This window comes from Pseudomonas sp. NPDC087615 (genome assembly GCF_044743445.1).
Taxonomy (GTDB): domain Bacteria; phylum Pseudomonadota; class Gammaproteobacteria; order Pseudomonadales; family Pseudomonadaceae; genus Aquipseudomonas; species Aquipseudomonas baetica_A.
Window position 1 is genome coordinate 1 of the sequence record NZ_JBIUWM010000028.1, and the last position, 24,445, is coordinate 24,445.

Genomic DNA, 24,445 nt, shown 5'->3' on the forward strand with positions numbered 1-24,445 from the left:
CGGCTTCAAAAGCCTGAAAGAAGGCCAACAGGTTTCTTTCATCGCTACCCGCGGTCAGAAAGGCATGCAAGCTGAAGAAGTACAAGTTATCTAACTTGTAGCTTCTTTAGAAAAGAGCCCCGCCCTTAAAAGCGGGGCTTTTTTGTGGGCGCTTGTTTTTCAGGCGCAAAAAAAAGATCGCAGTCTGCGGCAACTCCTACGTTGATTCTTTGTAGGCGCCGCCGCAGGCTGCGATCTTTTGCTTTTACCCTACCAGGCCACGCCAAAGCCTGCGGTGTAACGTGTCTTGCTCAAATCGGCATCATCGGTACCGCTGATGATGTCGCGCTCAGCCTTGAGATTCAGCGAAGCCCAGTCGGTAACCTTGTAGCGCAGCCCCATTTCGGCATCCAGCGCGTAATCCGCCACACCGGACAACGGCTTGCCGACCTCACCGTTAGTGAAGAACTCGACCTTCTTGCCTATCAGGTAGCGGTTGTAGTCCCACTTCATCGCGACGGAGTAAAAGTTGTCCTTGCTGCCATCGCTGTATTCATAGTCCGTTCGGTTCAACAGCGAGCCGAGCGAGAACGCACCCAATTCGTCATCCCAGAACTGGTAGCCGGGGCCGGTACCCACGACTCGCTGACGTGACAACTCCTCAACGTGATCGCGTTTGTAGTTCAGGCGCCCCTGCCAGAACCACTGATCGGTCAAGAACCGGTCGAGTGCATACTCGGCGCGCCAGTTGTCGGTGGTGGTCACGTCATTCTGCACTTCGCGGTTGTATTCGCCTTCAGCGGTATGACGCCAGCGCCCATGACGCGCAGAGGTCTTGAAGCCGATGTCGTAATCATCAGTGTCCTTTTCGGCGCGCTGATAATCGAGTGCCAGGTCGACATTACCCTTCCACACCAGATCCTCAACCACCGGCTTGGGCTTGAGAATTTGCTGAATGCTCGCCAGCTCCACGGTTTTCGGCGCTTCGCCGTTAGCCAACGTGACCTTTCCGTCGCCTGCAGCGGTCAGCGATTTGGCTTTCTCACCGTTATAGGCGTCCTGTTTGACCAGCAACTCCTGGTCACTTTCCAGGGTCTTGACCTCTTTCCAGTTGATCGAGACCGCGCCAGCGTACTGGGTCTGAACCAACAGCTTACCGCCATCGAACAGGGTGATTTTACCGCTCAACTTGTCGCCGTTCTTCATCCAGACGGTGTCGGCAAGCAGGGGCGTGGACGCACTGAAAACAGCAAGGCACAGCAAGGTTCTGGAAAACATAAGCGAATCGAGGGCTCAAGTTTGCGAAAAAGTTCGGCATTATCCGTAGGAATAAGACCCTGACAAGGACTGACCGGACTATTTCTATTGAGTTCATTTCTCAACTGCACGGTCTGCGTTTACCCTTGAAAATATCGAACGAACACATTCAGGAACCGCGTACGTGACAGACCTGATTCACGAAAACGAGAGCGAAGCGCAAATCCGACGCACGGCGCTCTACTCGACCCTCGCCCAAGTGCCCGAGGGCAAGGTCGTCAGCTATGGTCAATTGGCTGACCTTGCCGGGCTGGGGCGTGCCGCGCGCTGGGTCGGACGCACCCTGAGTCAATTGCCCGGCGACACCAAACTGCCCTGGCACCGCGTATTGGGCGCCGGCGGTCGGATCAGCCTGCCGGCAGGCAGCCCATCGGGCGATGAACAACGTGCGCGTTTGCGTATGGAAGGCATCACCATCCTGAACAATCGCGTGGATATTCAGCGCCATGGCTGGCGTCCGGTAGAGCACAGCGGTTAGAGTGCGCGCTTTGTTTTCGCAATCTTGAGGCAGACTTCAGCCCATGCCCCGTAAAACCTGGCGCGCCGCGCTCGCCGCCTATGCCAGTCCTTCGACACTCGTGCTGTTGCTGCTGGGTTTCGCCGCCGGCCTGCCGTACATGCTGGTGTTTTCAACGCTTTCCGTCTGGCTGCGTGAGGCCGGTGTTGCCCGTGAAACTATTGGTTACGCGAGCCTGATCGGCCTGGCCTATGCGTTCAAATGGGTCTGGTCACCGCTGCTCGACCAATGGCGCCTGCCCTTGCTGGGCAAGCTTGGCCGTCGCCGTTCGTGGCTCGTGCTCTCGCAAGTGCTGGTGATTCTGGGCCTGATCGGCATGGGTTTCTGCGATCCGCAGAAGCATCTGTCCTGGCTGATCGCCATCGCCGTTGTTGTCGCCTTCGCCTCCGCCACCCAAGACATCGCGGTGGATGCCTATCGCCTGGAAATCGCCGACGACAGCCGCCAGGCCGCACTGGCCGCCAGTTATATGTCTGGCTATCGCGTCGCCGCCCTGCTGGCGACCGCTGGCGCATTGTTTTTCGCCGAAGGCTTTGGCTCCACCGGTTTCAACTACAAACATTCGGCATGGGCTGGCACGTATGCGCTGTTCGGCGCGCTGATGATTCCCGCACTGCTCACGACCCTGTTCATGCGCGAGCCGCCAGTGCCGCTGCGCACCCAATTGCAGGCCGGCCGCTACACCTTCATGCACCAATTGATGTCGGTATTCGTACTGATCATCTTGTTGGTGTCCGTGCCGGCGATGTTCACTCAGTTGTACAACACCGATTTCGCCAGCGTGCTGTTTGAAGGCGCCAGCCCGCTGGACCTGCTGCTCGAAGACCGCGCTTTCCTGCGCGCCATTCTCTACACCTTGCTCACCTGGATGTGCCTGTCGGCCATGGGGCGCCGTGGGCTTGCGCCCGTACTGACGCCAGTCAACGACTTCATTCTGCGCTACCGCTGGCAAGCCCTGTTGTTGCTCGGACTGATCGCTACCTATCGGATGTCCGACACGGTCATGGGCGTGATGGCCAACGTGTTCTACATCGACCAGGGTTTCACCAAAGATCAAATCGCCAGCGTCAGCAAGATTTTCGGCCTGATCATGACCCTCGTGGGTGCGGGCATGGGCGGCCTGCTGATCGTACGCTTCGGGATTCTGCCGATCCTGTTTATCGGTGGCGCGGCCTCGGCGGGCACCAACCTGCTGTTCCTGATGCTGGCCGACATGGGCCCGAACCTGAAGATGCTGGTGGTGACCATTTCCCTCGACAACTTCAGCTCGGGCCTTGCAACTTCGGCGTTTGTTGCGTACCTGTCGAGCCTGACCAACCTGAAGTTTTCCGCAACGCAATACGCCCTGCTCAGCTCAATCATGCTCCTGTTGCCGCGCCTCATTGGTGGTTATTCCGGGGTCATGGTGGAGAAGTTCGGTTATCACAACTTCTTCCTCATCACCGCACTGCTCGGCGTACCGACACTGGTGCTGATCGCCCTGCACTGGTTTCAGGAAAGCCGCCGCGAAGGCCCGACACCGACGCCGGAGCCCGTACCGACGCCGGTTGCGGAAGAATCGTAAGACGTTTCGCCAACGGCGGGAGGAATCCGGCCGTTACCCCAGTGCGCTGACCACACTTCTGTACGTCAGCAAAACTCGCCGGTACACTGCTCCGTCATTTCCAGTCATAGCAACCGACAACGGCCAACCATGCGCACCAGTCAATTTTTGCTCGCCACACAGAAAGAAACGCCTTCCGATGCGGTTGTGATCAGCCATCAGCTGATGCTGCGCGCCGGCATGATCCGCAAACTCGCCTCGGGCCTGTACACCTGGCTGCCCATGGGCCTGCGGGTTATGCGCAAGGTTGAAGCCATCGTTCGCGAAGAAATGAACGCTGCCGGCTCTCTGGAAGTGTTGATGCCGAGCACCCAACCGGCCGAGCTGTGGCAGGAATCGGGGCGCTGGGAAGAATACGGCCCTGAGTTGCTGCGCATCAAAGACCGCCACGGTCGCGACTTCTGCGCGGGCCCGACCCACGAAGAAGTGATCACCGATCTGATGCGCAACGAGCTGAGCAGCTACAAACAGCTGCCCATCAACCTGTACCAGATCCAGACCAAATTCCGTGACGAAATCCGCCCACGCTTTGGTTTGATGCGCGGCCGCGAATTCATCATGAAAGACGCCTACTCGTTCCACGCCGATCAGGCTTCGCTGCAGGCCACTTATGACCGCATGCATCAGGCGTACTGCAACGTGTTCACGCGTCTGGGCCTGAAGTTCCGCCCTGTTGAGGCTGACAACGGCTCGATCGGCGGCGCCGGTTCCCACGAGTTCCACGTACTGGCCGAGTCCGGCGAAGACGACATCGCCTTCAGCAATGGCTCCGACTATGCGGCGAACATCGAGAAAGCCGAAGCGGTGCCACGGGAAACTTCCCGCCCTGCACCGGCTGAAGAGCTGCGCTTGGTGGACACCCCGGACACCAAGACCATTGCTGCACTGGTGGAAAAATTCAATCTGCCGATTGAAAAGACCATCAAGACCCTGATCGTGCGCGCTGAAGAAGAAGGCAAGCTGATCGCACTGGTGATTCGTGGCGACCACGAACTCAACGAGATCAAAGCCGCCCAGCAACCTGGCGTTGCCAGCCCGCTGGTCATGGCGACCGACTCCGAACTGCGTGACGCCATTGGCGCCGGCGCCGGTTCCCTCGGCCCGTTGAACCTGCCGCTGCCAATCATCATCGACCGCTCGGTCGAACTGATGAGCGACTTCGGTATCGGCGCGAACATCGACGACAAGCACTACTTCGGCGTGAACTGGGAGCGTGACCTGCCGGTTCCGACCGTGGCTGACCTGCGCAACGTGGTGGCCGGCGACCCGAGCCCGGACGGCAAAGGCACGCTGGAAATCATGCGCGGCATCGAAGTCGGACACATCTTCCAGCTGGGCAACAAGTACAGCAAAGCGATGAAGTGCGAAGTGCTGGGCGAAAACGGCAAGCCAGTGACCCTGGAAATGGGTTGCTACGGTATTGGCGTGTCCCGCGTGGTGGCTGCCGCCATCGAGCAGAACAACGATGCAAACGGCATCATCTGGAGCGACACCCTGGCGCCGTTCCAGATCGCGCTGGTGCCGCTGCGTTATGAAACCGAACAGGTTCGCGAAGCCACCGACAAGCTGTACGCGGAACTGACTGCGGCCGGTTTCGAAGTGCTGCTGGACGATCGCGACAAGAAAACCAGCCCGGGCATCAAGTTCGCGGACATGGAACTGATCGGCATTCCACACCGCATCGTGGTCAGCGACCGCGGCCTCGCCGAAGGCAACCTGGAATACAAGAGCCGGACCGAAGGCGAGGCGCAAGCGCTGCCGGTGGCTGACGTATTGTCCTTCCTTCAGGCCCGTATCCGCCGCTGAAACCAGATAGAGACGTCATGTTCAAGCGAAACACCTTAGGCCTCGGTGGCACCGCCCTGTGCGGTGCCCTGCTGGTCAGCGGCTGTGCCAATCACATGTCACAACGCAGCGAGCACGAAGAGCGGGTCGAGCGCAAATTGCTCGATCACAGCCTGCAGATCGATGTCGGTGAGCCTAAGGTGCTTGAGCTGCCGCAGCGACGCGTGAAGATCAACGAGCAGAAAACGTTCGAAGTCACCGAGTTCGACGTCACCCGTCGTTACGATCGCTATACGCCTTACCAGCCCTGGCGGGAAATCTACGAGATCCCGTTGGGGGCAGTGGCGGTGGTCGGTGGCGTCGGCGCGAACGTGGTCAACGTATTCGCGCTCGGTAACTTGCCAGACAGCGTGACCAAGGACTGGCTCAGCTACGGCTTCGCCGGGCTCAACCCGTTCATGAACGTGCAGTCCAACGGTCGTGCGCAACAGAACCTGGCCGGCATCGATGAAGTCCAACGTGACAAACGTACGGAGTATTCGAGCCTGCCGTGGAGCGAGCGCTCGGTACAAGTCAAGGCTGGCAAACAGACTTTCGACATGACCACCGACCGCAACGGCGTGCTGCGTCTCAACCTGCTGGACAGTCCGTTTGCCGAAAATGACCTCAATCATGTCGGCAAATTGCAGATCAGCGTCGAAGACGCCAAGGATGACGTGCACTCTGACTCATCCCTGGTGATCAGCAGCCACCTGCGTGGCAAGTTGCTGGAAGCGCACGGGCTGATTTACGACGACCTTGAAGATGACGAAGTGAGCCAGTGGGTGCACCGAGTCAAACGTCTGTCGGAACTGGGCCTGGAAGAAGAAGCCAGCGAACTGGAACAAAGCCTGATCGAACTGACGCGTAACGATCCCGAGTTGCAGGCTGAGTTTCTCAAGTCCTTGACCAAGGATGCGGGACGCCTGGTGGCGGATCCAGGAGCCAATTAAAAGCTGAAAGCCTCGCGGGCAAGCCCACCCCCACATTGGATCTGTGTCTTGCACAAATCCCCTGTGGGAGCGGGGTTGCCCGCGAAGGCCGACCGATATTCATCGCAAAACTACCGCTCAAACAACTCCATCTGCTCAAACCCGCCACGCAAATCCTCAAGCCTCACGCCAACCCCCAGCAAACGTACCGGTTTGCCACCCCGATTGAACGCCTGCGTGAGCATCAACTGATAACTGCCAAGATCCCGCCCTGCCCCGGCCTGCTCCAGCGTGGTCTGGGTAAAGTCGTGGAATTTCACTTTGACGAACGGTTTGCCCGGCCGATAACTGCTATCGATTCGCGCCATGCGGGTTTTCAGGGTTTCCAGAAGCTCTGGCAGCTTGTCCAGGCAACTGCGCAGATCCGGCAGGTCAACATCGTAGGTATTTTCCACGCTGATCGACTGACGGCGACTGTCATTGTGGACCAGTCGGTCATCGATCCCACGGGCAAGACTCCAAAGTCGCTCGCCAAAACTGCCGAACTCGCGCACCAGCGCCAGCTTGTCCCACTCGCGCAACTGCATACAGTCGACGATGCCGAACTTGCCCAGCTTGTCGGCGGTGACCTTGCCGACACCGTGCAATTTGCTTACAGGCAAGCCGCTGACAAAATCTTCGACCTGGTCCGGCGTAATCACAAACAACCCGTTGGGCTTTTTCCAGTCACTGGCGATCTTCGCCAGAAACTTGTTCGGCGCCACGCCTGCTGAAACAGTGATGTGCAATTGATTGGAGACGCGGCGGCGAATGTCTTGGGCAATGCGCGTGGCACTGCCGCCCAAATGCGCACTGTCCGACACATCAAGGTAGGCCTCATCCAGAGACAGCGGCTCGATCAGGTCGGTGTAATCGGCAAAGATTGTGTGAATTTCCTTTGAAGCTTCTCGATAGGCGTCCATACGCGGCTTGACGATGGTCAGGTCCGGGCACAGCTTCAGGGCATGCCCCGAGGACATGGCCGAGCGCACACCATAGGCACGCGCCTCGTAATTACAGGTGGCAATCACCCCGCGCCGATCTGCCGACCCGCCCACCGCCAACGGTTTGCCGGCCAAGCGCGGGTCATCGCGCATCTCGATGGCAGCGTAGAAACAGTCACAGTCGACGTGGATGATTTTTCGCTGAGTCATGTCAGAAAAGGAAACGTGGCGAGCCGGATCGGCAGTATCTCACTGAGAACTGTATATAGCACCAGTGGTCTGAATGTTCTTTTCCATCTGTAGGAAAAGCCCTATGAATTTATTTTCTCAATCGAAAATAGACAACCAATAGAGCCGAAAGCCTTGCCCCACCTGACCTGTAGCGTGTTCAAACAACCAAAAAAAACGCTAACCAATTGAACCTCAACAGTTTTTATCCGGATTGAAGGTTGACAGCCCAGCGATCCTCTGTAGAATGCCGACACACAGACGCGGGATGGAGCAGTCTGGTAGCTCGTCGGGCTCATAACCCGAAGGTCGTCGGTTCAAATCCGGCTCCCGCAACCAAACATCAAAAAAGGCTACTCGAAAGAGTGGCCTTTTTTGTATCTGTGGAAAAAGTCCTTTCGCAACAATGATCTGTCACAGTGCAGTGAATCGTCCAGGATCATCAGGCCCACCGAGTTGCGACTATGCTTGAGTCGCGAACAAGACGTCTGCCATCCATGACTGCCCTCGCCGATACCCGGTGAGAGGCGTAGTATTTTGTGATTATTTTTTTCTACAGGGATTGGTAACTTGGCTGGATACCTCCATCCTGTCGCGCACAATCCAAGAGGTGATTGATGCGCGCCAACTCGTCTGATCCACAAGACACCGTCACAGCGGAACACCCGATCAAACCTGAGCGTCTGCGCTTGCTGGATCGGTTAAGCAAATACCGGCAACCGATTGGCCTGGCGGTCACGTTGCTGTTGTTTACCATTGCGCTGATTGCCTGTCGTCATCTGCTCGCCGAGCTCGATCTCGATGCCTTGCATGACTCGATTCTTGCCGTGCCCACACCCGCCCTCCTCGGTGCATTCGCCGCGACCGTGGTCGGCTTTATTATTCTGCTGGGTTACGAATGGTCGGCCAGTCGCTATGCCGGCGTGACATTGCCACCGCGCACACTGGCGCTCGGCGGTTTCACCGCGTTTGCGATTGGCAATGCCATCGGCCTGTCGATGCTGTCCGGCGGTTCGGTTCGCTATCGTTTATATGCACGACTGGGCCTGGGGGCGTCGGAAGTCGCGCACATGACCTTGTTCGCCAGCCTGTCGCTCGGCTGCGCCCTGCCCCCGCTGGCGGCTCTGGCGACCCTGAGCGATCTGCCCGCCGCCTCTCAGGCACTGGGCTTGTCCGAGGGACTGCTTGGTACGATCGCTGTGACTGTGCTGCTGCTCGGCGCAATCCTGATGATCGGCATCTATCGCCGGCGCCTGCCGGAACAACCTTATCGTGACAACCTGCTGGTCAAGGCCGGGCGCCGCACCTTGCGCCTGCCGGGTCGCCGCCTGACTTTCCTGCAACTGGTGATCACCGCCCTCGACGTCGCCGCTGCAGCGACTGTCCTGTATCTGTTACTGCCCGAAAGCCCGCCGTTTGGCGCGTTCCTGCTGGTGTACCTGCTGGCGCTGGCCGCTGGCGTACTCAGCCATGTGCCAGGCGGTGTCGGCGTGTTCGAAGCGATCCTGCTCGCCGCGTTTGCCGACAAACTCGGTGCCGCGCCACTGGCCGCTGCGTTGCTGCTCTATCGCCTGATCTACGTGGTGTTGCCGCTGCTGGTCGCCTGCGTATTGCTGTTGATCAATGAAGGCCAGCGCCTGTTCCAGACCCAGACCATGCGCGCGGCGTCCGGTCTGGCGGCGCCGATTCTGGCGGTGCTGGTGTTTCTGTCCGGCGTGGTGCTGCTGTTCTCCGGTGCCACACCCGAGATCGACACACGCCTGGAGCACATCGGTTTCCTGATCCCCCATCGTTTGGTCGACGCTTCGCACTTCGGCGCCAGCCTGATCGGCGTGCTCTGTCTGATGCTGGCTCAGGGCCTGCGCCGTCGCCTCTCAGCCGCGTGGATGCTGACCACCATTCTGTTGCTTGTCGGTGCCCTGCTCTCGCTGCTCAAAGGCTTCGACTGGGAAGAAGCCACGCTGATGACACTCACTGCCGCGTTGCTGGGTGTGTTCCGTCGCTCGTTCTATCGCCCAAGCCGCCTGACCGAACTGCCGTTCTCGCCGCTGTATCTGGTGGCCAGCCTCTGTGTGCTGGGCGCGTCGACCTGGCTGCTGTTGTTCGCCTATCAAGACGTACCGTACAGCCATCAACTGTGGTGGCAGTTCACCCTCGACGCCGACGCACCACGCGGCCTGCGCTCGCTGCTCGGCGCGGCGGTGCTGTTGCTGGTGATCGCACTGACCTGGCTGCTGCGCACCGCGCGCCCGGTGATTAACCTACCAACGCCCGACGAGATCGATCGTGCGGCGAAGATTCTGATGGCGTCCTCGCAACCTGATGGCGGCCTCGCGCTGACCGGTGACAAGGCGTTGCTGTTCCACCCCAACGACGAAGCGTTCCTCATGTATGCCCGCCGTGGCCGCAGCCTCGTGGCGTTGTACGACCCCATCGGCCCCGGCCAGCAACGTGCCGAGATGATCTGGCAGTTCCGCGACCTGTGCGACATCCATCACGCCCGTCCTGTGTTCTATCAAGTGCGCGCGGAGAACCTGCCGTACTACATGGACATCGGCCTGACCGCGATCAAGCTTGGCGAAGAAGCCCGGGTCGACCTGCATCGCTTTGACCTGGAAGCCAAGGGCAAAGAGATGAAGGATCTGCGCTACACCTGGAACCGTGGCACCCGCGACGGTCTGTCGCTGGAAATCCACGAGCCGGGGCAAGCGCCGATGGATGAGCTCAAGGTGATTTCCGATGCCTGGCTGACCGGCAAGAATGTGCGCGAGAAAGGTTTCTCCCTCGGCCGTTTCAGCGACGATTATCTGAAGCATTTCCGCATTGCGGTGATTCGCTTCGAAGGTCGTCCGGTGGCGTTCGCCAATCTGCTTGAGACCTACAGCCATGACTTGGCCAGTCTCGACCTGATGCGCGCGCACCCGGAGGCTCCCAAGCTGACCATGGAATTCATGATGGTCGGCCTGATTCAACATTATAAGAGTCACGGATACGCGCGCTTCAGCCTGGGCATGGTGCCGTTGTCGGGGTTGCAACCTCGACGGGGTGCACCGCTGACCCAACGTCTGGGCTCGATGGTTTTCCGCCGTGGTGAGCAGTTGTACAACTTCCAAGGTTTGCGCCGCTTCAAAGACAAGTTCCAGCCTGACTGGGAACCCCGTTATATGGCCGTGCCCGCCGGACTCGATCCGCTGGTGGCGCTGGCTGATACTGCCGCCCTGATCGCGGGCGGCTTGACTGGATTGGTGAAACGCTGATGATTCAACGCTCCCTGAAGTACATCCTGGCCGCACTGATTGTGCTGGCCGTGATTGCCGGCGGCGGTTACTGGTACCTCAAACGTCCGGCACCGGAACCGACCCTCGAACAACTCACGCCCGCCGATGGCCCGGCCATGACCCGTGTGATTCCCGGCACCAAGCCGAAAGCTCAGGTGTTGGTGGCAGTCAATGACGACCAGAAGCTCAGTGAAAAGCAACTGACCACCCTGAGCCGCAGCGCTTCGGCGCAGATCGTTCAGGTGGTTCTGCCCCAGGACTGCCTGCTGCAAAGCCGCGCCCTGCAGACGGGTCTGCGCGAACTGAACGGCCCGGCCACTCTGGTCAGCGGCATCGGCCCTGGTGCGGTGCTGGCGTGGCGCTGGTTGTCCGAGCAGAAGGACGACAAGGCCCAAGCCGTATCGGTTGGCCTGGCGCTGGAAAAACCCGGCTGCACCCACCTGCTGCCAAAATCCGCTGCCCACGGCCACTGGCTGGTGGCATGGAACGACAACCCGGACGACACCAGCGCCGGTTTCGTGCGCGATCAACCGAACGCCGAAACCAGTATCAGCGACTACGACATCAACCTGCCGCAAGTGCTGAACAACGAACTGCGCAAAATCCTCGTCGGCGGCGACAAGGCCAACGGTGGTCTGGCGATCCCGGTGGTTGAAGTCCCGGCCGGCCAGGCCAAAGACACCGTCACCCTCTTCCTCTCCGGTGACGGCGGCTGGCGCGACCTTGACCGCGACGTAGCGGGTGAAATGGCCAAGATCGGCTACCCGGTGGTCGGCATCGACACCCTGCGCTACTACTGGCAGCACAAGAGCCCGGAGCAAAGCGCGCTGGACCTGACCGAACTGATGCAGCATTACCGGCAGAAATGGGGCACCAAACGCTTCATCCTCACCGGTTACTCGTTCGGTGCCGATGTCTTGCCGGCCATCTACAACCGCCTGCCTGAAACCGAGCAGCAGCGCGTCGATGCAATCATCCTGCTGGCCTTCGCCCGCACCGGCAGCTTCGAGATCGAAGTCGAAGGCTGGCTCGGCAACGCCGGCAAAGAAGCCGCCACCGGCCCGGAAATGGCCAAGCTGCCAGCGGCCAAGGTTGTGTGCATCTACGGTGAAGAAGAGGCCGACGAAAGCGGCTGCACCGACAAGACAGCCGTCGGTGAAGCGGTGAAACTGCCGGGTGGTCATCACTTCGACGAGAACTACCCGGCACTGGCCAAGCGTTTGGTGGATCTGATCGAGAAGCGTCAGAGCAAGGACTCGGTCGCCGAAGAGTAATCTGAGCCGCGCCCACAAAAAGCCCCCGCCGCCTTACGGTTGCGGGGGCTTCTTACATTTCAGCAAACACCAAAAATCCAATGTGGGTGCGGGTTTGCTCAAGAATACGGTGGATCAGCCAGCAGATTCGTAAACTGACAGACTGCTTTCGCGAGCAAGCCCGCGCCCACTGGGAATGATGTCTGACGTTTAGTTTCGTTTACGTCTGGTCTCGCAATATCGGATGACGCCGACAGACCTTGTAGGCAAACTCCGAATCGCGTGTTGCGGCGCCATGCCGCCCTGTCGTGCTGTTTTTTGACGGGATACTCTCCGGACGTCGCTGACCTATTCAGCGATCGGGTGTGGTAACCCGGCGAAACCAGCGCAACAGCGCGTCCATCACGTTATGGCAGCTGTGCGTGGGACGCCTGCGGGCGTACCGGTTTCCTTGGTTCCCGGTTTACCACCCTGCGTACAGCTGCCTCCCTTTCGCGTGGTAACGAAAGTCGTGGCACTTCGAACCAAGGAGCAACACGATGAGCGAAACTGACCCGAACGGACCAGCACACGTTAAAACCATCGGCTTCACCCCCTTCCTCTACAAATCGGATCAAGCGTTTTTCAACGTTCGCTCCGGCATCCCGATCATCGATGCCTTGTCCCAATCCTCCGACCTGCTGTACCTCGCCAAATCCTTCGCAAAAGACGCTGCCTGCACCAAAGACACCGACCGCCACGCCTGGGCCGCGCATTACCTGACGATGATGGGCAAGGCTCTGATTGACGACGTGATACAAGCGCTGATCCCACGACCTACGCGGACAAAGAGCGAGTCTGAAGAAGATTTACCTGAAAGCCTGTAAAGGCAAACCGAGACCAAAAAGCCCCCGCCAGCCGCAAGGCTGACGGGGGCTTTTCAATGGAGCGAGGCTTACATCTCGACCTGCGTCCCCAACTCAATCACCCGGTTCAGCGGCAGATTGAAGAAGCGCAAATTGCCGTTGGCATTCTTCAACATGAACGCGAACAACGCCTCGCGCCAACGCGCCATGCCTTCGAGTTTCGAGGCAATCACCGTTTCACGGCTGAGGAAGTAAGTGGTGCGCATCGGGCTGAAATCCAGCTCGTCCAGATGACACAACTTCAGCGCTTGCGGCACGTCCGGCTCGTCGGTGAAGCCGAAGTGCAGGATCACCCGGAAGAAGCCTTCTCCGTAGGCATCCACTTCGAAACGCCGTTGCGGCGGCACCCGCGGGATGTCTTCGTAGACCACGGTCAACAACACCACTTGCTCGTGCAGCACCTGGTTGTGCAGCAGGTTGTGTAACAGCGCGTGAGGCACGGCGTCGGGGCGCGCGGTGAGGAACACGGCGGTGCCCTGGACTCGATGCGGCGGTTGCACGCGAATGCTGCTGATGAAGATGGGCAGGGGCAAGGCGCCTTCGTCGAGACGCTCGACCAGCAATTGCTTACCGCGCTTCCAGGTGGTCATCAGCACGAACAGCGCAATACCGGCAATCACCGGGAATGCACCGCCCTGGATGATCTTCGGCACGTTAGCGGCGAAATACAGACCGTCCACCAGCAAGAAGCCAATCAGTACCGGCACCGCGAGGATCGGTGGCCATTTCCACAGCAGCAGCATGACGGCCGACACCAGAATGGTGGTCATCAGCATGGTGCCTGTCACCGCCACGCCGTAAGCCGAGGCCAATGCGCCGGAGGATTCAAAGCCCAGCACCAGCAAGACCACGCCAACCATCAGCGACCAGTTCACAGCACCGATGTAAATTTGGCCCTGCTCGTCGCTGGAGGTGTGCTGGATGTACATGCGCGGGATGTAACCGAGCTGGATCGCCTGACGGGTCAGGGAGAACGCACCGGAAATCACCGCTTGCGAGGCGATCACAGTCGCCAAAGTCGACAGGCCGACCAACGGGATCAGCGCCCAGCTTGGTGCCAGCAGATAGAACGGGTTACGTGCCGCTTCCGGGTTTTCAAGCAGCAAGGCGCCTTGGCCAAAGTAATTGAGCACCAGCGCCGGCAGCACCAGCAGGAACCAGGCGCGGGCAATCGGCTTGCGGCCGAAGTGGCCCATGTCGGCATACAGCGCTTCAGCACCGGTCAGTGCCAGCACCACAGCGCCGAGAATCGCCACGCCCATGCCGGCATGCACCATGAAGAAACGCACGGCCCAGGCCGGGTTCAGCGCATGCAGCACCTCCGGCGTGTGGCTGATGCCGTAGACGCCAAGGGCGCCGAGCACCAGGAACCAGGTGACCATGATCGGCCCGAACAGAATGCCGATCCGCGCCGTGCCGTGACGCTGGATCAGGAACAACCCGACCAGCACCACCAGCGACAGCGGCACCACCCAATGGTCGATGCCTTCAAACGCCAGACCGACGCCTTCAATGGCCGACAGCACGGAAATCGCCGGCGTGATCATGCTGTCGCCGTAAAACAACGCCGCACCGATCAGCCCGCAAACCACCAGCAATGAACGCAACTTCTTGCGCTCACCCGCCGCACGCCGTGCCAGTGCAGTGAGCGCCATGATCCCGCCCTCCCCCTGGTTGTCGGCGCGCAGGACGAACATCATGTATTTGATCGACACGACCCAGATCAGCGACCAGAAGATCAACGACAGAATGCCCAGCACCCCGTCGTGGTTGACAGGCACACCGTAACCGCCGGAAAACACTTCTTTGAGGGTGTACAACGGGCTCGTGCCGATGTCGCCGTAAACCACCCCGACCGCCGCGACCAGCATGCCGATCGGCTTTGCCGTCGAATGCTCGGCGCCCGCCGCCTGACTACTTGCCTGCCCCATCCAACACTCCTGATTCCCAGACCGGCTTCTTCGAATGAAGCACTATGCTTTGTCGTGCAGCATGCGCTGTTTTACTTGCTGTTACAGACGATTTGTTGACTGTAAAAATTTGGCAAGGCCCAACGGCGCGAAGCATAGCGCAGCACTCGTCGTATTTCCCGGCATAAAGCTGGTCAAGTGCGTTGCACGCCGCTAGAATTGCGCACTTTTTGATCAGAGGCGCCATTCAAGCGCCCGTCTCTCGATTCCTGCGTCAGGCAATCGATGTCATAAAATACCGAGGTTAGACATGTCCACCACTCCTGCGCCGGCCAATCCAAAGGTTGGCTTTGTATCTCTGGGTTGCCCGAAAGCACTGGTCGACTCCGAGCGCATCCTGACCCAGCTGCGCATGGAAGGCTATGACGTGGTGTCCACCTATCAGGACGCCGACGTCGTGGTCGTCAACACCTGCGGTTTCATCGATTCGGCCAAGGCTGAATCTTTGGAAGTGATCGGCGAAGCGATCAAGGAAAACGGCAAGGTCATCGTCACCGGCTGCATGGGCGTGGAGGAAGGCAACATCCGCGACGTACACCCGAGCGTGCTGGCCGTGACCGGCCCGCAGCAGTACGAGCAAGTGGTCAACGCGGTGCACGAAGTCGTGCCACCGCGTAAGGATCACAACCCGCTGATCGATCTGGTGCCGCCGCAAGGCATCAAACTGACGCCGCGTCACTACGCCTATCTGAAGATTTCCGAAGGCTGCAACCACAGCTGCAGCTTCTGCATCATCCCCTCGATGCGCGGCAAACTGGTCAGTCGTCCGGTCGGTGATGTGCTGGACGAGGCCCAGCGCCTGGTCAAATCCGGCGTCAAAGAACTGCTGGTGATCTCGCAAGACACCAGCGCCTACGGCGTCGACGTGAAATACCGCACCGGGTTCTGGAACGGCGCGCCGGTGAAAACCCGCATGACCGAACTCTGCGAAGCCCTGAGCACACTCGGCGTCTGGGTCCGTCTGCACTACGTCTACCCGTACCCGCACGTTGACGAGCTGATCCCGTTGATGGCCGCTGGCAAGATCCTGCCGTACCTGGACATCCCGTTCCAGCACGCCAGCCCGAAAGTGCTGAAGTCGATGAAACGCCCGGCGTTCGAAGACAAGACCCTGGCACGCATCAAGAACTGGCGCGAAATCTGCCCGGACTTGATCATCCGTTCGACCTTCATCGTCGGCTTCCCGGGCGAAACCGAAGAAGACTTCCAGTACCTGCTGAACTGGCTGACCGAAGCCCAGCTCGACCGCGTCGGCTGCTTCCAGTACTCGCCGGTTGACGGCGCTCCGGCCAATGATCTGGATCTGGACGTGGTGCCTGACGACGTCAAACAAGACCGTTGGGAGCGCTTCATGGCGCATCAGCAAGCGATCAGCTCGGCGCGCCTGCAAATGCGCATCGGCCGTGAAATCGAAGTGCTGGTGGACGAAGTCGACGAACAAGGCGCCGTCGGCCGCTGCTTCTTTGACGCCCCGGAAATCGACGGCAACGTATTCATCGACAACGGCAGTAACCTCAAGCCGGGCGACAAGGTCTGGTGCAAAGTGACTGACGCTGACGAATACGATCTGTGGGCTGAACAGATCTAAGCATCACCCAGTACCTGTGGGAGCGAGCCTGCTCGCGAATGCGGTGGGTCACTTGCTGAAAATGTTGACTGAACCCACGCCTTCGCGAGCAGGCTCGCTCCCACAAAGGCAATAGTGTTGTATTGAAAAGCCCCGCTCTTTTTACGAGATGCGGGGCTTTTTTAGGTCTATCGTTTGTGGGGGAAGGACTCCCATCACACCTGACAAGAGGCTACCGGGCATGCGTCACCATTCGGTCATCCACACGCCGAAACTCAGCGACTATCAGGAACTGACCCGGGTCTGGGAGGCCTCGGTTCGCGCGACCCATGATTTTCTGCCGGACAGCTATATCGAACGGCTGCGCAATCTGGTGCTGACCCGCTACCTCGACGCGGTGATGCTGATCTGCACCAAGGATCGCGAGCAACGCATCACCGGTTTCGCCGGCGTTGCGGCGGGCAAGATCGAAATGCTGTTCATTGATCCCGACCATCGCGGCCAGGGTCTGGGCAAAAAACTGCTGAATTACGCCATGCAGCATTTGAACGCCGATGAACTCGACGTTAACGAACAGAACCCACAGGCGCTGGGGTTTTACTTCAAGCAAGGTTTTGAAGTCATCGGCCGCTCGGAAGTCGATGGCATGGGCCAGCCGTATCCTTTGCTGCATATGCGCTTGCGGCAGAACCCGCAGCGCTCGCAACACGGCTGATGCAACACAGAACGACCTGTGGGAACGGGCTTGCTCGCCAAAGCGGTGGATCAGCAGCCTTGGCGTGAACTGATACTGCGCACTCGTGAGCAAGCCCGCTCCCACCCTGAATTAACCGCCTGCAAATGGAACCGGGCTTAACCGGCGCCACACAGGTACAATGCCCACCCCTTTTTTGTTACGGCCCTGTCATGACTGACCCGATTCGCCTCTCCAAACGCCTCATCGAACTGGTGGGTTGCTCCCGCCGCGAGGCCGAGCTGTTCATTGAGGGCGGCTGGGTCACCGTGGACGGCGAAGTGATCGACGAGCCGCAATTCAAGGTCGGCGACCAGAAGGTCGAACTCGACAAGGACGCCAAGGCCACCGCGCCGGAGCCGGTGACCATCCTGCTCAACGTGCCGGCGGGCATGGATGCGGACAGCGCGATGCAGACACTGAGTGCTGAAACCCTCAGCGAAGAGCACCGCTTCAGCAAACGCCCGTTGCGTGGCCATTTCCTGCGCCTGACTGCCAGCACCGACCTGCAAGCCAAGGCCAGCGGCCTGCTGGTGTTCACCCAGGACTGGAAGATTCTGCGCAAGCTCACTGCCGACTCGGCCAAGATCGAGCAGGAATACATCGTTGAAGTCGAAGGTGACATGGTCGCTCACGGCCTTAACCGCTTGCAGCACGGCCTCACCCACAAGGGCAAGGAACTGCCGCCGGTCAAGGCCAGTTGGCAGAACGAAAACCGCCTGCGCTTCGCCATGAAAAACCCGCCGCCGGGGATCATCGCCCAGTTCTGCGAAGCGGTTGGCCTCAAGGTTGTCGGCATCCGTCGCATCCGCATCGGCGGCGTCTCGATTGGCAAGGTTCCGGTCGGTCAATGGCGCTACTTGTCCGGCAAAGAGAAGTTCTAAAGCTTCGATTGCCGCCACACATTCCGGCATTGCGCCCGCGCGATGCCCACAACGCTTATCAGGATTACCCACATGATTCATAACGACGTTTTGCGCAGCGTGCGCTACATGCTCGACATCAGCGACAAAAAAGTCGTCGAAATCATCAAACTCGGCGGCATGGACGTGGACCTCGCTGACGTAATCACCTGGCTCGACAAGAAAGAAGAAGACGAAGAAGGTTTCGTGCGCTGCCCGGACGAAGTCATCGCGCACTTCCTCGACGGTCTGGTGATCTTCAAGCGTGGCAAGGACGAAAGCCGTCCGCCGCAGCCGATCGAAGTGCCGGTGACCAACAACATCATCCTGAAAAAGCTGCGCGTGGCCTTCGAACTGAAAGAAGACGACATGCATGCCATCCTCAAGGCTGCCGAGTTCCCGGTGTCCAAGCCCGAGCTGAGCGCGCTGTTCCGCAAGGTCGGCCACACCAACTACCGCCCGTGCGGCGACCAGTTGCTGCGCAACTTCCTCAAGGGCCTGACCCTGCGCGTTCGCGCCTGATCGCTCTTCAGCGGCGGCGATATCCAATCGCCGCCGCTGCGCATGACCGTTCATTCCTTGCAAAAATAGTGGCTCCGCTTTTCGCGGTTGACGACTAGGGTGTACTCATCCCTAGCCCTCAGGACTTGCCATGCACACGTACTTTTCCCTGAAAGGCCGCACCGCTCTGGTGACCGGCGGCACCCGTGGTATCGGCAAAATGATCGCCAAGGCGTTTGTCGAGGCCGGCGCCCATGTGTACGTCTGCTCCCGGGATGCAGAAGCCTGTCATCAAACCGCCGAAGAACTCAGCGCCCTGGGCATCTGCCATGGCGTGGCGGCGAATCTGGCGATTGAACAAGGCGTCCAAGAACTGGCCGCGCGACTGGGCGAGCAGATCACCCATCTGGATATTCTGGTGAACAATGCCGGCACGACCTGGGGCGCCCCGCTGGAGAGTTACCCGGTCAAGGGCTGGGAGAAAGTCATGCAGCTCAACGTGACGTCGGTGTTCACCTGTATCCAGCAGTTTCTGCCACTGCTGCGCAAAGCGGGGTCGGCGGCCAATCCGGCGCGGATCATCAATATCGGCTCGGTGGCCGGAATTTCTTCTTTTGGTGAGCAGGCGTATGCCTATGGGCCGAGTAAAGCGGCTTTGCATCAACTGTCGCGGATTCTCGCGCGCGAACTGGTGAGCCAGCACATCAACGTCAACGTGATTGCACCAGGTCGGTTTCCGAGCAAGATGACCCAGCATATTGGCAATGATCAGCAGGCGTTGGCCGAGGATACGGCGCTGATTCCGATGAAGCGCTGGGGGCGTGAGGAAGAGATGGCGGCCTTGGCTATCAGTCTGGCGAGCACGGCAGGGGCTTATATGACGGGGAATATCATTCCGCTGGATGGAGGGTTCAGCCTCTGATATCGGCGGCGCGGTCTTCGCGAGCAAGCTCGCGCCCTCATTTGCAATGCGTTCTCTGTGGGAGCGAGCTTGCTCGCGAAGAGGTCAGCCCTGCCAGCACCCGTCTTGAGGACTGCCGGGGTATCATGCCCGCCCGATCCCGCTTCTGACTTTAAACCATGACTTACAGCGTCTCCCCCATCGGCTTCGTGCGCTCCTGTTTCAAGGAGAAGTTCGCCATCCCTCGTCAGCCACAACTGGCCCCCGCCGCCCGTGGTGTGCTGGAACTGGTGGCGCCGTTCGATCAGGGTGACGCGGTGCAGGGGCTGGAGCAGGTCAGCCACGTCTGGTTACTGTTCCTCTTCCATCAAGCGCTGGAAGAAAAACCGCGCCTGAAGGTCCGCCCGCCTCGCCTGGGCGGCAACAAGTCGATGGGCGTGTTCGCCACACGCGCCACCCATCGCCCGAATGGTATCGGCCAATCCGTGGTGAAACTGGACAAGGTTGAAGCTCATCGTCTGTTCATCTCCGGCATCGATTTGCTCGATGGCACACCGATCCTCGACATCAAGCCCTACGTGCCTTACGCCGACATCATCGACAGCGCCTCCAACAGCATCGCCAGCGCCGCGCCGCAACTGATCGACGTGCAGTGGACGGACAGCGCTCTGCAACAGGCGCATGCCCACGCGCAACGCCTTGCCGAGCCACTGGTCGAGTTGATCGAGCAATGTCTGGCCCAGGACCCACGCCCGGCTTATCAAACCCCGGCGCCGGAACGCGAATACGGCGCGCAATTCTGGGATCTGGATGTGCGCTGGCATTACCCGACACCTGCGCAGATTCGCGTCCTCGAGGTCATCCCCGCCGAAGCATAAACCCCGAAAACGAAAAAACCCGCGTGACCTTCTCAGGCAACGCGGGTTTTTTACTGTCACACCACAAACCCAATGTGGGAACGGGCTTGCTCGCGAAGGTGGCGTGTCAGTCAACACAACGGCTGAATGTTCCGCCCTCTTCAGGAGCTCGCTCCCACGGGTTTTGACGGTGCTTACTTCTCGACGAACGCACGCTCGATCAGGTAGTCGCCCGGCTCGCGCATACGCGGCGACACGGTCAGGCCGAAGCTGTTGAGCACTTCGCTGGTCTCGTCGAGCATGCTTGGGCTGCCGCACAACATGGCGCGGTCGTCCTGCGGGTTGATCGGCGGCAGGCCGATGTCGCTGAACAGTTTGCCGCTGCGCATCAGGTCGGTCAGACGACCTTCGTTCTCGAACGGCTCGCGAGTGACGGTCGGGTAGTAAATCAGCTTGTCACGCAGCGCTTCACCGAAGAACTCGTTCTGCGGCAGATGCTCGGTGATGAATTCGCGGTAAGCGACTTCGTTCACGTAGCGCACGCCGTGGCACAGGATGACTTTTTCGAAGCGCTCGTAGGTTTCCGGATCCTGGATCACGCTCATGAACGGCGCCAGACCGGTACCGGTGCTGAGCAGGTAAAGGTGTTTGCCAGGCTTCAAATCGTCCAGCACCAGCGTGCCCGTAGGCTTTTTGCTGATGATGATCTCGTCGCCTTCCTTCAGATGCTGCAACTGAGAGGTCAGCGGGCCATCAGGCACCTTGATGCTGAAGAATTCCAGATGCTCTTCCCAGTTCGGGCTGGCGATCGAGTAAGCGCGCATAAGCGGGCGGCCATTGGGCTGTTGCAGGCCGATCATCACGAACTGACCGTTCTCGAAGCGCAGGCCCGGATCACGGGTGCACTTGAAGCTGAACAGGGTATCGTTCCAGTGATGAACACTGAGGACACGCTCGTGGTTCATGTTGCTCATGTACGTTTGACTCCTGGATATTGGGTCTGCGCTTGCTCTGGGCTTGATAAATGCCGATGGTGCGCAATTGCATCGCATTCTAATAGCGCCGACAATATCTGTTAACTGGATTATTAAGATAAGGGTTATCGGTTATATCGATATGCGATTTACTCTCCGTCAACTGCAAGTCTTCGTCGCCGTCGCCCAGCAGGAAAGCGTGTCCCGTGCTGCGGGTCTGCTCAACCTCTCGCAATCGGCCGCCAGCACCTCCATCACCGAACTGGAGCGCCAATCCAGCTGCCAACTGTTTGACCGCGCCGGTAAACGGCTGAGCCTTAACGCTCTGGGCAAACAGTTGCTGCCGCAAGCGGTGGCGTTGCTTGATCAGGCCAAGGAAATCGAAGACCTGCTCAACGGCAAATCCGGTTTCGGCTCGCTTTCTGTAGGCGCGACGCTGACCATCGGCAATTACCTGGCGACCCTGCTGATCGGCGGCTTCATGCAGCGCCATCCGGAAAGCCAGGTAAAGCTGCACGTACAGAACACGGCCAATATCGTGCACCAAGTGGCCCACTATGAAATTGATCTGGGTCTAATCGAAGGTGATTGCAACCATCCGGACATCGAAGTGCAGAGCTGGGTCGAGGATGAACTGGTGGTGTTCTGCGCCCCGCAGCATCCGCTGGCCAAACGCGGCAGCGCGACCATGGAAGAGTTGACCCATGAAGCATGGATTCTGCGTGAACAAGGCTCCGGCACGCGACTGACCTTCGATCAGGCCATGCGTCACCATCGCAGTGCGTTGAACATCCGGCTAGAGCTGGAGCACACCGAAGCGATCAAACGCGCAGTGGAATCAGGATTGGGGATTGGCTGCATCTCGCGGCTGGCGCTGCGCGATGCCTTCCGCCGCGGCAGTCTGGTGGCGGTGGAAACGCCAGATCTGGATCTGGCGCGGCAGTTCTACTTTATCTGGCATAAACAGAAATACCAGACTTCGGCCATGCGCGAGTTTCTCGAACTGTGCCGCGCTTTCACCGCCGGGGTGCAGCGCAGCGACGAGATCGTCTTGCCAACCATCGCTTAAAGCAGAATCACGGCCCACACCAGGGCGATCATGCTCAGCGCGACGAATTGCGCCGCGCTGCCCATGTCCTTGGCGTTTTTGGACAGTGGGTGCAATTCCAGCGAGATGCGGTCAATGGCCGCTTCCACCGCCGAGTTCAGCAACTCGACGATCAGCGCCAACAGGCACACGGCGATCAATAGCGCCCGCTCAACCCGGCTGACATTGAGGAAGAACGCCAACGGAATCAGCACCACATTGAGCAGCACCAATTGACGGAACGCCGCTTCGCCCGTGAAGGCCGCGCGCAGGCCATCGAGCGAGTAACCGGAAGCGTTGAGGATGCGTTTCAGGCCAGTCTGGCCCTTGAAAGGTGACATAAAGTAGAAACCAACCAAAAAGGAGTGAGAAAGCTAGATCAACAACAGTCAAAAAAGCGTGAAGACGCCAGCCATTATTGGCTCGCAATTGACTCAAGTTGTTGCAGAAGCAAAGCAGCCTGCGTGCGAGTGCGCACATTCAACTTGCGAAAGATCGCCGTGACATGGGCCTTGATGGTCGCTTCCGACACGCTCAACTCGTAGGCAATCTGCTTGTTCAGCAACCCTTCGCAGACCATCGTCAATACGCGAAATTGCTGCGGCGTCAGGCTGGCAAGGCCATCGCTGGCAGCCTTGGCCTCAGCCGAAACGCTGACCGCCTCGAACGCTTGCGGTGGCCAGAACACGTCGCCATCAAGCACTTTGCGCACGGCTTCCTGAATCACGCTCAGGCCACTGGACTTGGGAATAAAGCCACTGGCGCCAAACTCGCGGGACTTAACCATCACAGAAGCTTCTTCCTGCGCCGAAACCATCACCACCGGAATCTGCGGGTATTGGCCGCGCAACATCACCAACCCGGAAAATCCGAAAGCGCCGGGCATGTTCAGGTCCAGCAGGACCAGATCCCAGTCAGACTTTTCAGTCAGACGCGTTTCCAGTTCGGCGATGCTCGCCACTTCCACCAGGCGCACATCCGGGCCAAGGCCCAGCGTAACCGCTTGATGCAGTGCGCTACGAAAGAGGGGGTGATCATCGGCAATCAGGATGTCGTATGTGGCCATTTTTCAAATGATCCTGTTTTTGATGGCCGGCCCGGTGCATTCGGGTCTGGCCAAAGCAACTCAAGATGCCGCTTTGTAGCGGTATCCACAGGGGCACGTTCAACGCCAATCACTTGCAAACACGGCGTTTCAAACCTTGGCCGCACCCTAATCGGCGCCAAGCATGCCCAGCGAAGACAGGGCGGTCAAGCAGCACGGCCAGCGCGCTGTACAGTATGGGCCACTATTGGGCCAACGCTGCTTGCGGCTTTCGTATAAAGGGTTGCAACTCGGCGTGGGCCGGGGTCGATTCGTTCATGTCCAATTGCTGTTTGGCACCGAGGTAATGCTGGCTGAACACGTCGAAATAGGCGTCCAGCGCCGAGGCGGCGTCCGTATCGCCCGCCAGCTCAAGGCACAACGCTGCCACTTCGGCGGTGCACAGGTGCTCGCTTCGGGTTGAACGGCGCAAGCGGTAGCGCGACAGTTTGTCGGGCAGCAGACTGAGAATCGGCAGGCGATCGAAGTACGGACTCTTGCGGAAGATTTTCCGCGCCTCGGTCCAGGTCGCGTCTAGCAGAATGAACAGCGGCCGCTTGCTGCCATCAACCGCGACGGTATTGGTCACTCGCGACGGCTCGACGTATTCGCCGGGAAACACCAGATACGGCTGCCATTGCGGATCGTTGAGCAGCGCCAACATCTGCGGGTCCGGCTCGGTGCGCGACCAGATGAACGCATGGTTATCGCTGACCACATCGGCAATCAGCCAACCGGTGTTGCTCGGTTTGAACACTTCCTTGCCGGTCATGATCAGACACACGCCGGAACGGGTTTCGACGCTTGGCCGCCAAGCGCACAGGCAATGACTGATGATCACCCGGCAGTCGCGGCACCGCTCGGAGCGAAAACCTCTCGCCTGAATCGGCTTGATGCCCGCATCCTCGCGCTCATCGCGCAGGCGGGCTACAGCGTTGGGGGCATGATTCATCGCGGGCACGACCGGCAGACAGGAAAACTCGACACGAACAACACTCGGCAGGGCAATAAAGGCCGGCAGTTTACCAGAGCGGCGGGCACAAGCCTGTA

Annotated in this window: 22 protein-coding genes, 1 tRNA gene and 1 pseudogene; 16 read left to right on the forward strand and 8 right to left on the reverse strand. The window is 59.4% G+C overall.

The features are described 5' to 3' along the window. Positions 1-94, forward strand: a 94-nt coding sequence (locus ACIOU6_RS15425) for a cold-shock protein (protein ID WP_147469748.1), incomplete at its 5' end; no start/stop codon positions are given. Positions 95-249: 155 nt separating this feature from the next. On the opposite strand, the gene ACIOU6_RS15430 is transcribed toward ACIOU6_RS15425, so the two are convergent. Then, a complete protein-coding gene (locus ACIOU6_RS15430; protein WP_221731464.1) occupies positions 250-1,257 on the reverse strand; it encodes a DUF481 domain-containing protein in 1,008 nt (335 codons plus the stop codon). A 163-nt stretch (positions 1,258-1,420) separates the two neighbouring features. On the opposite strand from ACIOU6_RS15430, the gene ACIOU6_RS15435 reads away from it, so the two are divergent. The 4 genes from ACIOU6_RS15435 to ACIOU6_RS15450 all read left to right on the forward strand — a co-directional run bounded on the left by ACIOU6_RS15435 (position 1,421) and on the right by ACIOU6_RS15450 (position 6,193). Continuing rightward, on the forward strand, positions 1,421-1,774 hold the full coding sequence (locus tag ACIOU6_RS15435) for an MGMT family protein (RefSeq protein ID WP_339430615.1): 354 nt from the start codon (positions 1,421-1,423) through the stop codon (positions 1,772-1,774). Positions 1,775-1,817: 43 nt separating this feature from the next. After that, positions 1,818-3,377: an AmpG family muropeptide MFS transporter gene (locus tag ACIOU6_RS15440; RefSeq protein ID WP_221731466.1), complete on the forward strand. Its 1,560-nt coding sequence runs from the start codon at positions 1,818-1,820 to the stop codon at positions 3,375-3,377. Positions 3,378-3,506: 129 nt separating this feature from the next. Continuing rightward, a complete protein-coding gene (locus ACIOU6_RS15445; RefSeq protein ID WP_401137589.1) occupies positions 3,507-5,222 on the forward strand; it encodes a proline--tRNA ligase in 1,716 nt (571 codons plus the stop codon). Positions 5,223-5,239: 17 nt separating this feature from the next. Next, positions 5,240-6,193, forward strand: coding sequence for a hypothetical protein (locus tag ACIOU6_RS15450; protein ID WP_221731468.1), 954 nt, complete (start codon positions 5,240-5,242; stop codon positions 6,191-6,193). 110 nt (positions 6,194-6,303) lie between these two features. On the opposite strand, the gene dinB is transcribed toward ACIOU6_RS15450, so the two are convergent. Then, the gene (gene dinB, locus ACIOU6_RS15455; RefSeq protein ID WP_221731469.1) at positions 6,304-7,365 is read right to left on the reverse strand and encodes a DNA polymerase IV; all 1,062 of its coding nucleotides are present in this window, start codon (positions 7,363-7,365) and stop codon (positions 6,304-6,306) included. A gap of 280 nt (positions 7,366-7,645) precedes the next feature. Between dinB and ACIOU6_RS15460 the strand changes: the two genes are divergently transcribed. From ACIOU6_RS15460 to ACIOU6_RS15475, 4 genes are all read left to right on the forward strand, one after another. Further along, positions 7,646-7,722: transfer RNA gene (locus ACIOU6_RS15460), tRNA-Met, on the forward strand. Between the two features lie 278 nt (positions 7,723-8,000). Further along, positions 8,001-10,640, forward strand: a complete 2,640-nt coding sequence (gene mprF, locus ACIOU6_RS15465) for a bifunctional lysylphosphatidylglycerol flippase/synthetase MprF (protein ID WP_401137593.1) — start codon at positions 8,001-8,003, stop codon at positions 10,638-10,640. Beyond that, positions 10,640-11,935 (forward strand): AcvB/VirJ family lysyl-phosphatidylglycerol hydrolase, encoded by a 1,296-nt coding sequence (locus ACIOU6_RS15470; RefSeq protein ID WP_401137596.1) that lies wholly within the window; start codon positions 10,640-10,642, stop codon positions 11,933-11,935. The genes mprF and ACIOU6_RS15470 overlap by 1 nt, the downstream gene beginning before the upstream one ends. Positions 11,936-12,453: 518 nt before the next feature. After that, positions 12,454-12,780: a DUF3077 domain-containing protein gene (locus ACIOU6_RS15475; protein ID WP_221732518.1), complete on the forward strand. Its 327-nt coding sequence runs from the start codon at positions 12,454-12,456 to the stop codon at positions 12,778-12,780. A 68-nt stretch (positions 12,781-12,848) separates the two neighbouring features. Here ACIOU6_RS15475 and ACIOU6_RS15480 read toward each other — a convergent pair whose 3' ends face one another. Further along, positions 12,849-14,750 (reverse strand): potassium transporter Kup, encoded by a 1,902-nt coding sequence (locus ACIOU6_RS15480; protein ID WP_401137598.1) that lies wholly within the window; start codon positions 14,748-14,750, stop codon positions 12,849-12,851. Between the two features lie 289 nt (positions 14,751-15,039). Here ACIOU6_RS15480 and rimO point away from each other — a divergent pair, with 289 nt between their 5' ends. Further along, positions 15,040-16,377 (forward strand): 30S ribosomal protein S12 methylthiotransferase RimO, encoded by a 1,338-nt coding sequence (gene rimO / locus ACIOU6_RS15485; protein WP_221732516.1) that lies wholly within the window; start codon positions 15,040-15,042, stop codon positions 16,375-16,377. Between the two features lie 5 nt (positions 16,378-16,382). Here the strand turns inward: rimO and ACIOU6_RS15490 are convergent. Continuing rightward, positions 16,383-16,490: pseudogene (locus tag ACIOU6_RS15490) on the reverse strand (metal ABC transporter ATP-binding protein); the annotation flags it as partial. Between the two features lie 107 nt (positions 16,491-16,597). Between ACIOU6_RS15490 and ACIOU6_RS15495 the strand changes: the two are divergent. The 5 genes from ACIOU6_RS15495 to tsaA all read left to right on the forward strand — a co-directional run bounded on the left by ACIOU6_RS15495 (position 16,598) and on the right by tsaA (position 20,271). Next, on the forward strand, positions 16,598-17,071 hold the full coding sequence (locus tag ACIOU6_RS15495; protein WP_221732515.1) for a GNAT family N-acetyltransferase: 474 nt from the start codon (positions 16,598-16,600) through the stop codon (positions 17,069-17,071). A gap of 191 nt (positions 17,072-17,262) precedes the next feature. Then, positions 17,263-17,973, forward strand: coding sequence for an rRNA pseudouridine synthase (locus tag ACIOU6_RS15500; protein WP_401137601.1), 711 nt, complete (start codon positions 17,263-17,265; stop codon positions 17,971-17,973). A 72-nt stretch (positions 17,974-18,045) separates the two neighbouring features. After that, positions 18,046-18,513, forward strand: coding sequence for a DUF1456 family protein (locus tag ACIOU6_RS15505; RefSeq protein WP_401137604.1), 468 nt, complete (start codon positions 18,046-18,048; stop codon positions 18,511-18,513). 130 nt (positions 18,514-18,643) lie between these two features. Further along, a complete protein-coding gene (locus ACIOU6_RS15510) occupies positions 18,644-19,414 on the forward strand; it encodes an SDR family oxidoreductase (RefSeq protein ID WP_401137607.1) in 771 nt (256 codons plus the stop codon). A gap of 158 nt (positions 19,415-19,572) precedes the next feature. Continuing rightward, positions 19,573-20,271, forward strand: coding sequence for a tRNA (N6-threonylcarbamoyladenosine(37)-N6)-methyltransferase TrmO (gene tsaA / locus ACIOU6_RS15515; protein WP_221732511.1), 699 nt, complete (start codon positions 19,573-19,575; stop codon positions 20,269-20,271). A 173-nt stretch (positions 20,272-20,444) separates the two neighbouring features. Here the strand turns inward: tsaA and fpr are convergent, their stop codons facing one another. Beyond that, positions 20,445-21,224 (reverse strand): ferredoxin-NADP reductase, encoded by a 780-nt coding sequence (gene fpr / locus ACIOU6_RS15520; RefSeq protein ID WP_002554680.1) that lies wholly within the window; start codon positions 21,222-21,224, stop codon positions 20,445-20,447. A 142-nt stretch (positions 21,225-21,366) separates the two neighbouring features. Here fpr and ACIOU6_RS15525 point away from each other — a divergent pair, with 142 nt between their 5' ends. Next, positions 21,367-22,293 carry a LysR family transcriptional regulator gene (locus ACIOU6_RS15525; protein WP_221732510.1) on the forward strand — a complete coding sequence of 309 codons (927 nt, stop codon included), beginning with the start codon at positions 21,367-21,369 and terminating at the stop codon, positions 22,291-22,293. Here ACIOU6_RS15525 and ACIOU6_RS15530 read toward each other — a convergent pair. The 3 genes from ACIOU6_RS15530 to ACIOU6_RS15540 form a co-directional block, all read right to left on the reverse strand. Then, positions 22,290-22,652, reverse strand: coding sequence for a diacylglycerol kinase (locus tag ACIOU6_RS15530; protein ID WP_221732509.1), 363 nt, complete (start codon positions 22,650-22,652; stop codon positions 22,290-22,292). The two genes, ACIOU6_RS15525 and ACIOU6_RS15530, sit on opposite strands and share 4 nt — an antisense overlap. Before the next feature lie 74 nt (positions 22,653-22,726). Then, a complete protein-coding gene (erdR, locus tag ACIOU6_RS15535) occupies positions 22,727-23,377 on the reverse strand; it encodes a response regulator transcription factor ErdR (protein ID WP_221732508.1) in 651 nt (216 codons plus the stop codon). Positions 23,378-23,600: 223 nt separating this feature from the next. Then, positions 23,601-24,347, reverse strand: coding sequence for a tRNA-uridine aminocarboxypropyltransferase (locus ACIOU6_RS15540; protein ID WP_221732507.1), 747 nt, complete (start codon positions 24,345-24,347; stop codon positions 23,601-23,603). Between the last annotated feature and the right edge of the window lie 98 nt (positions 24,348-24,445).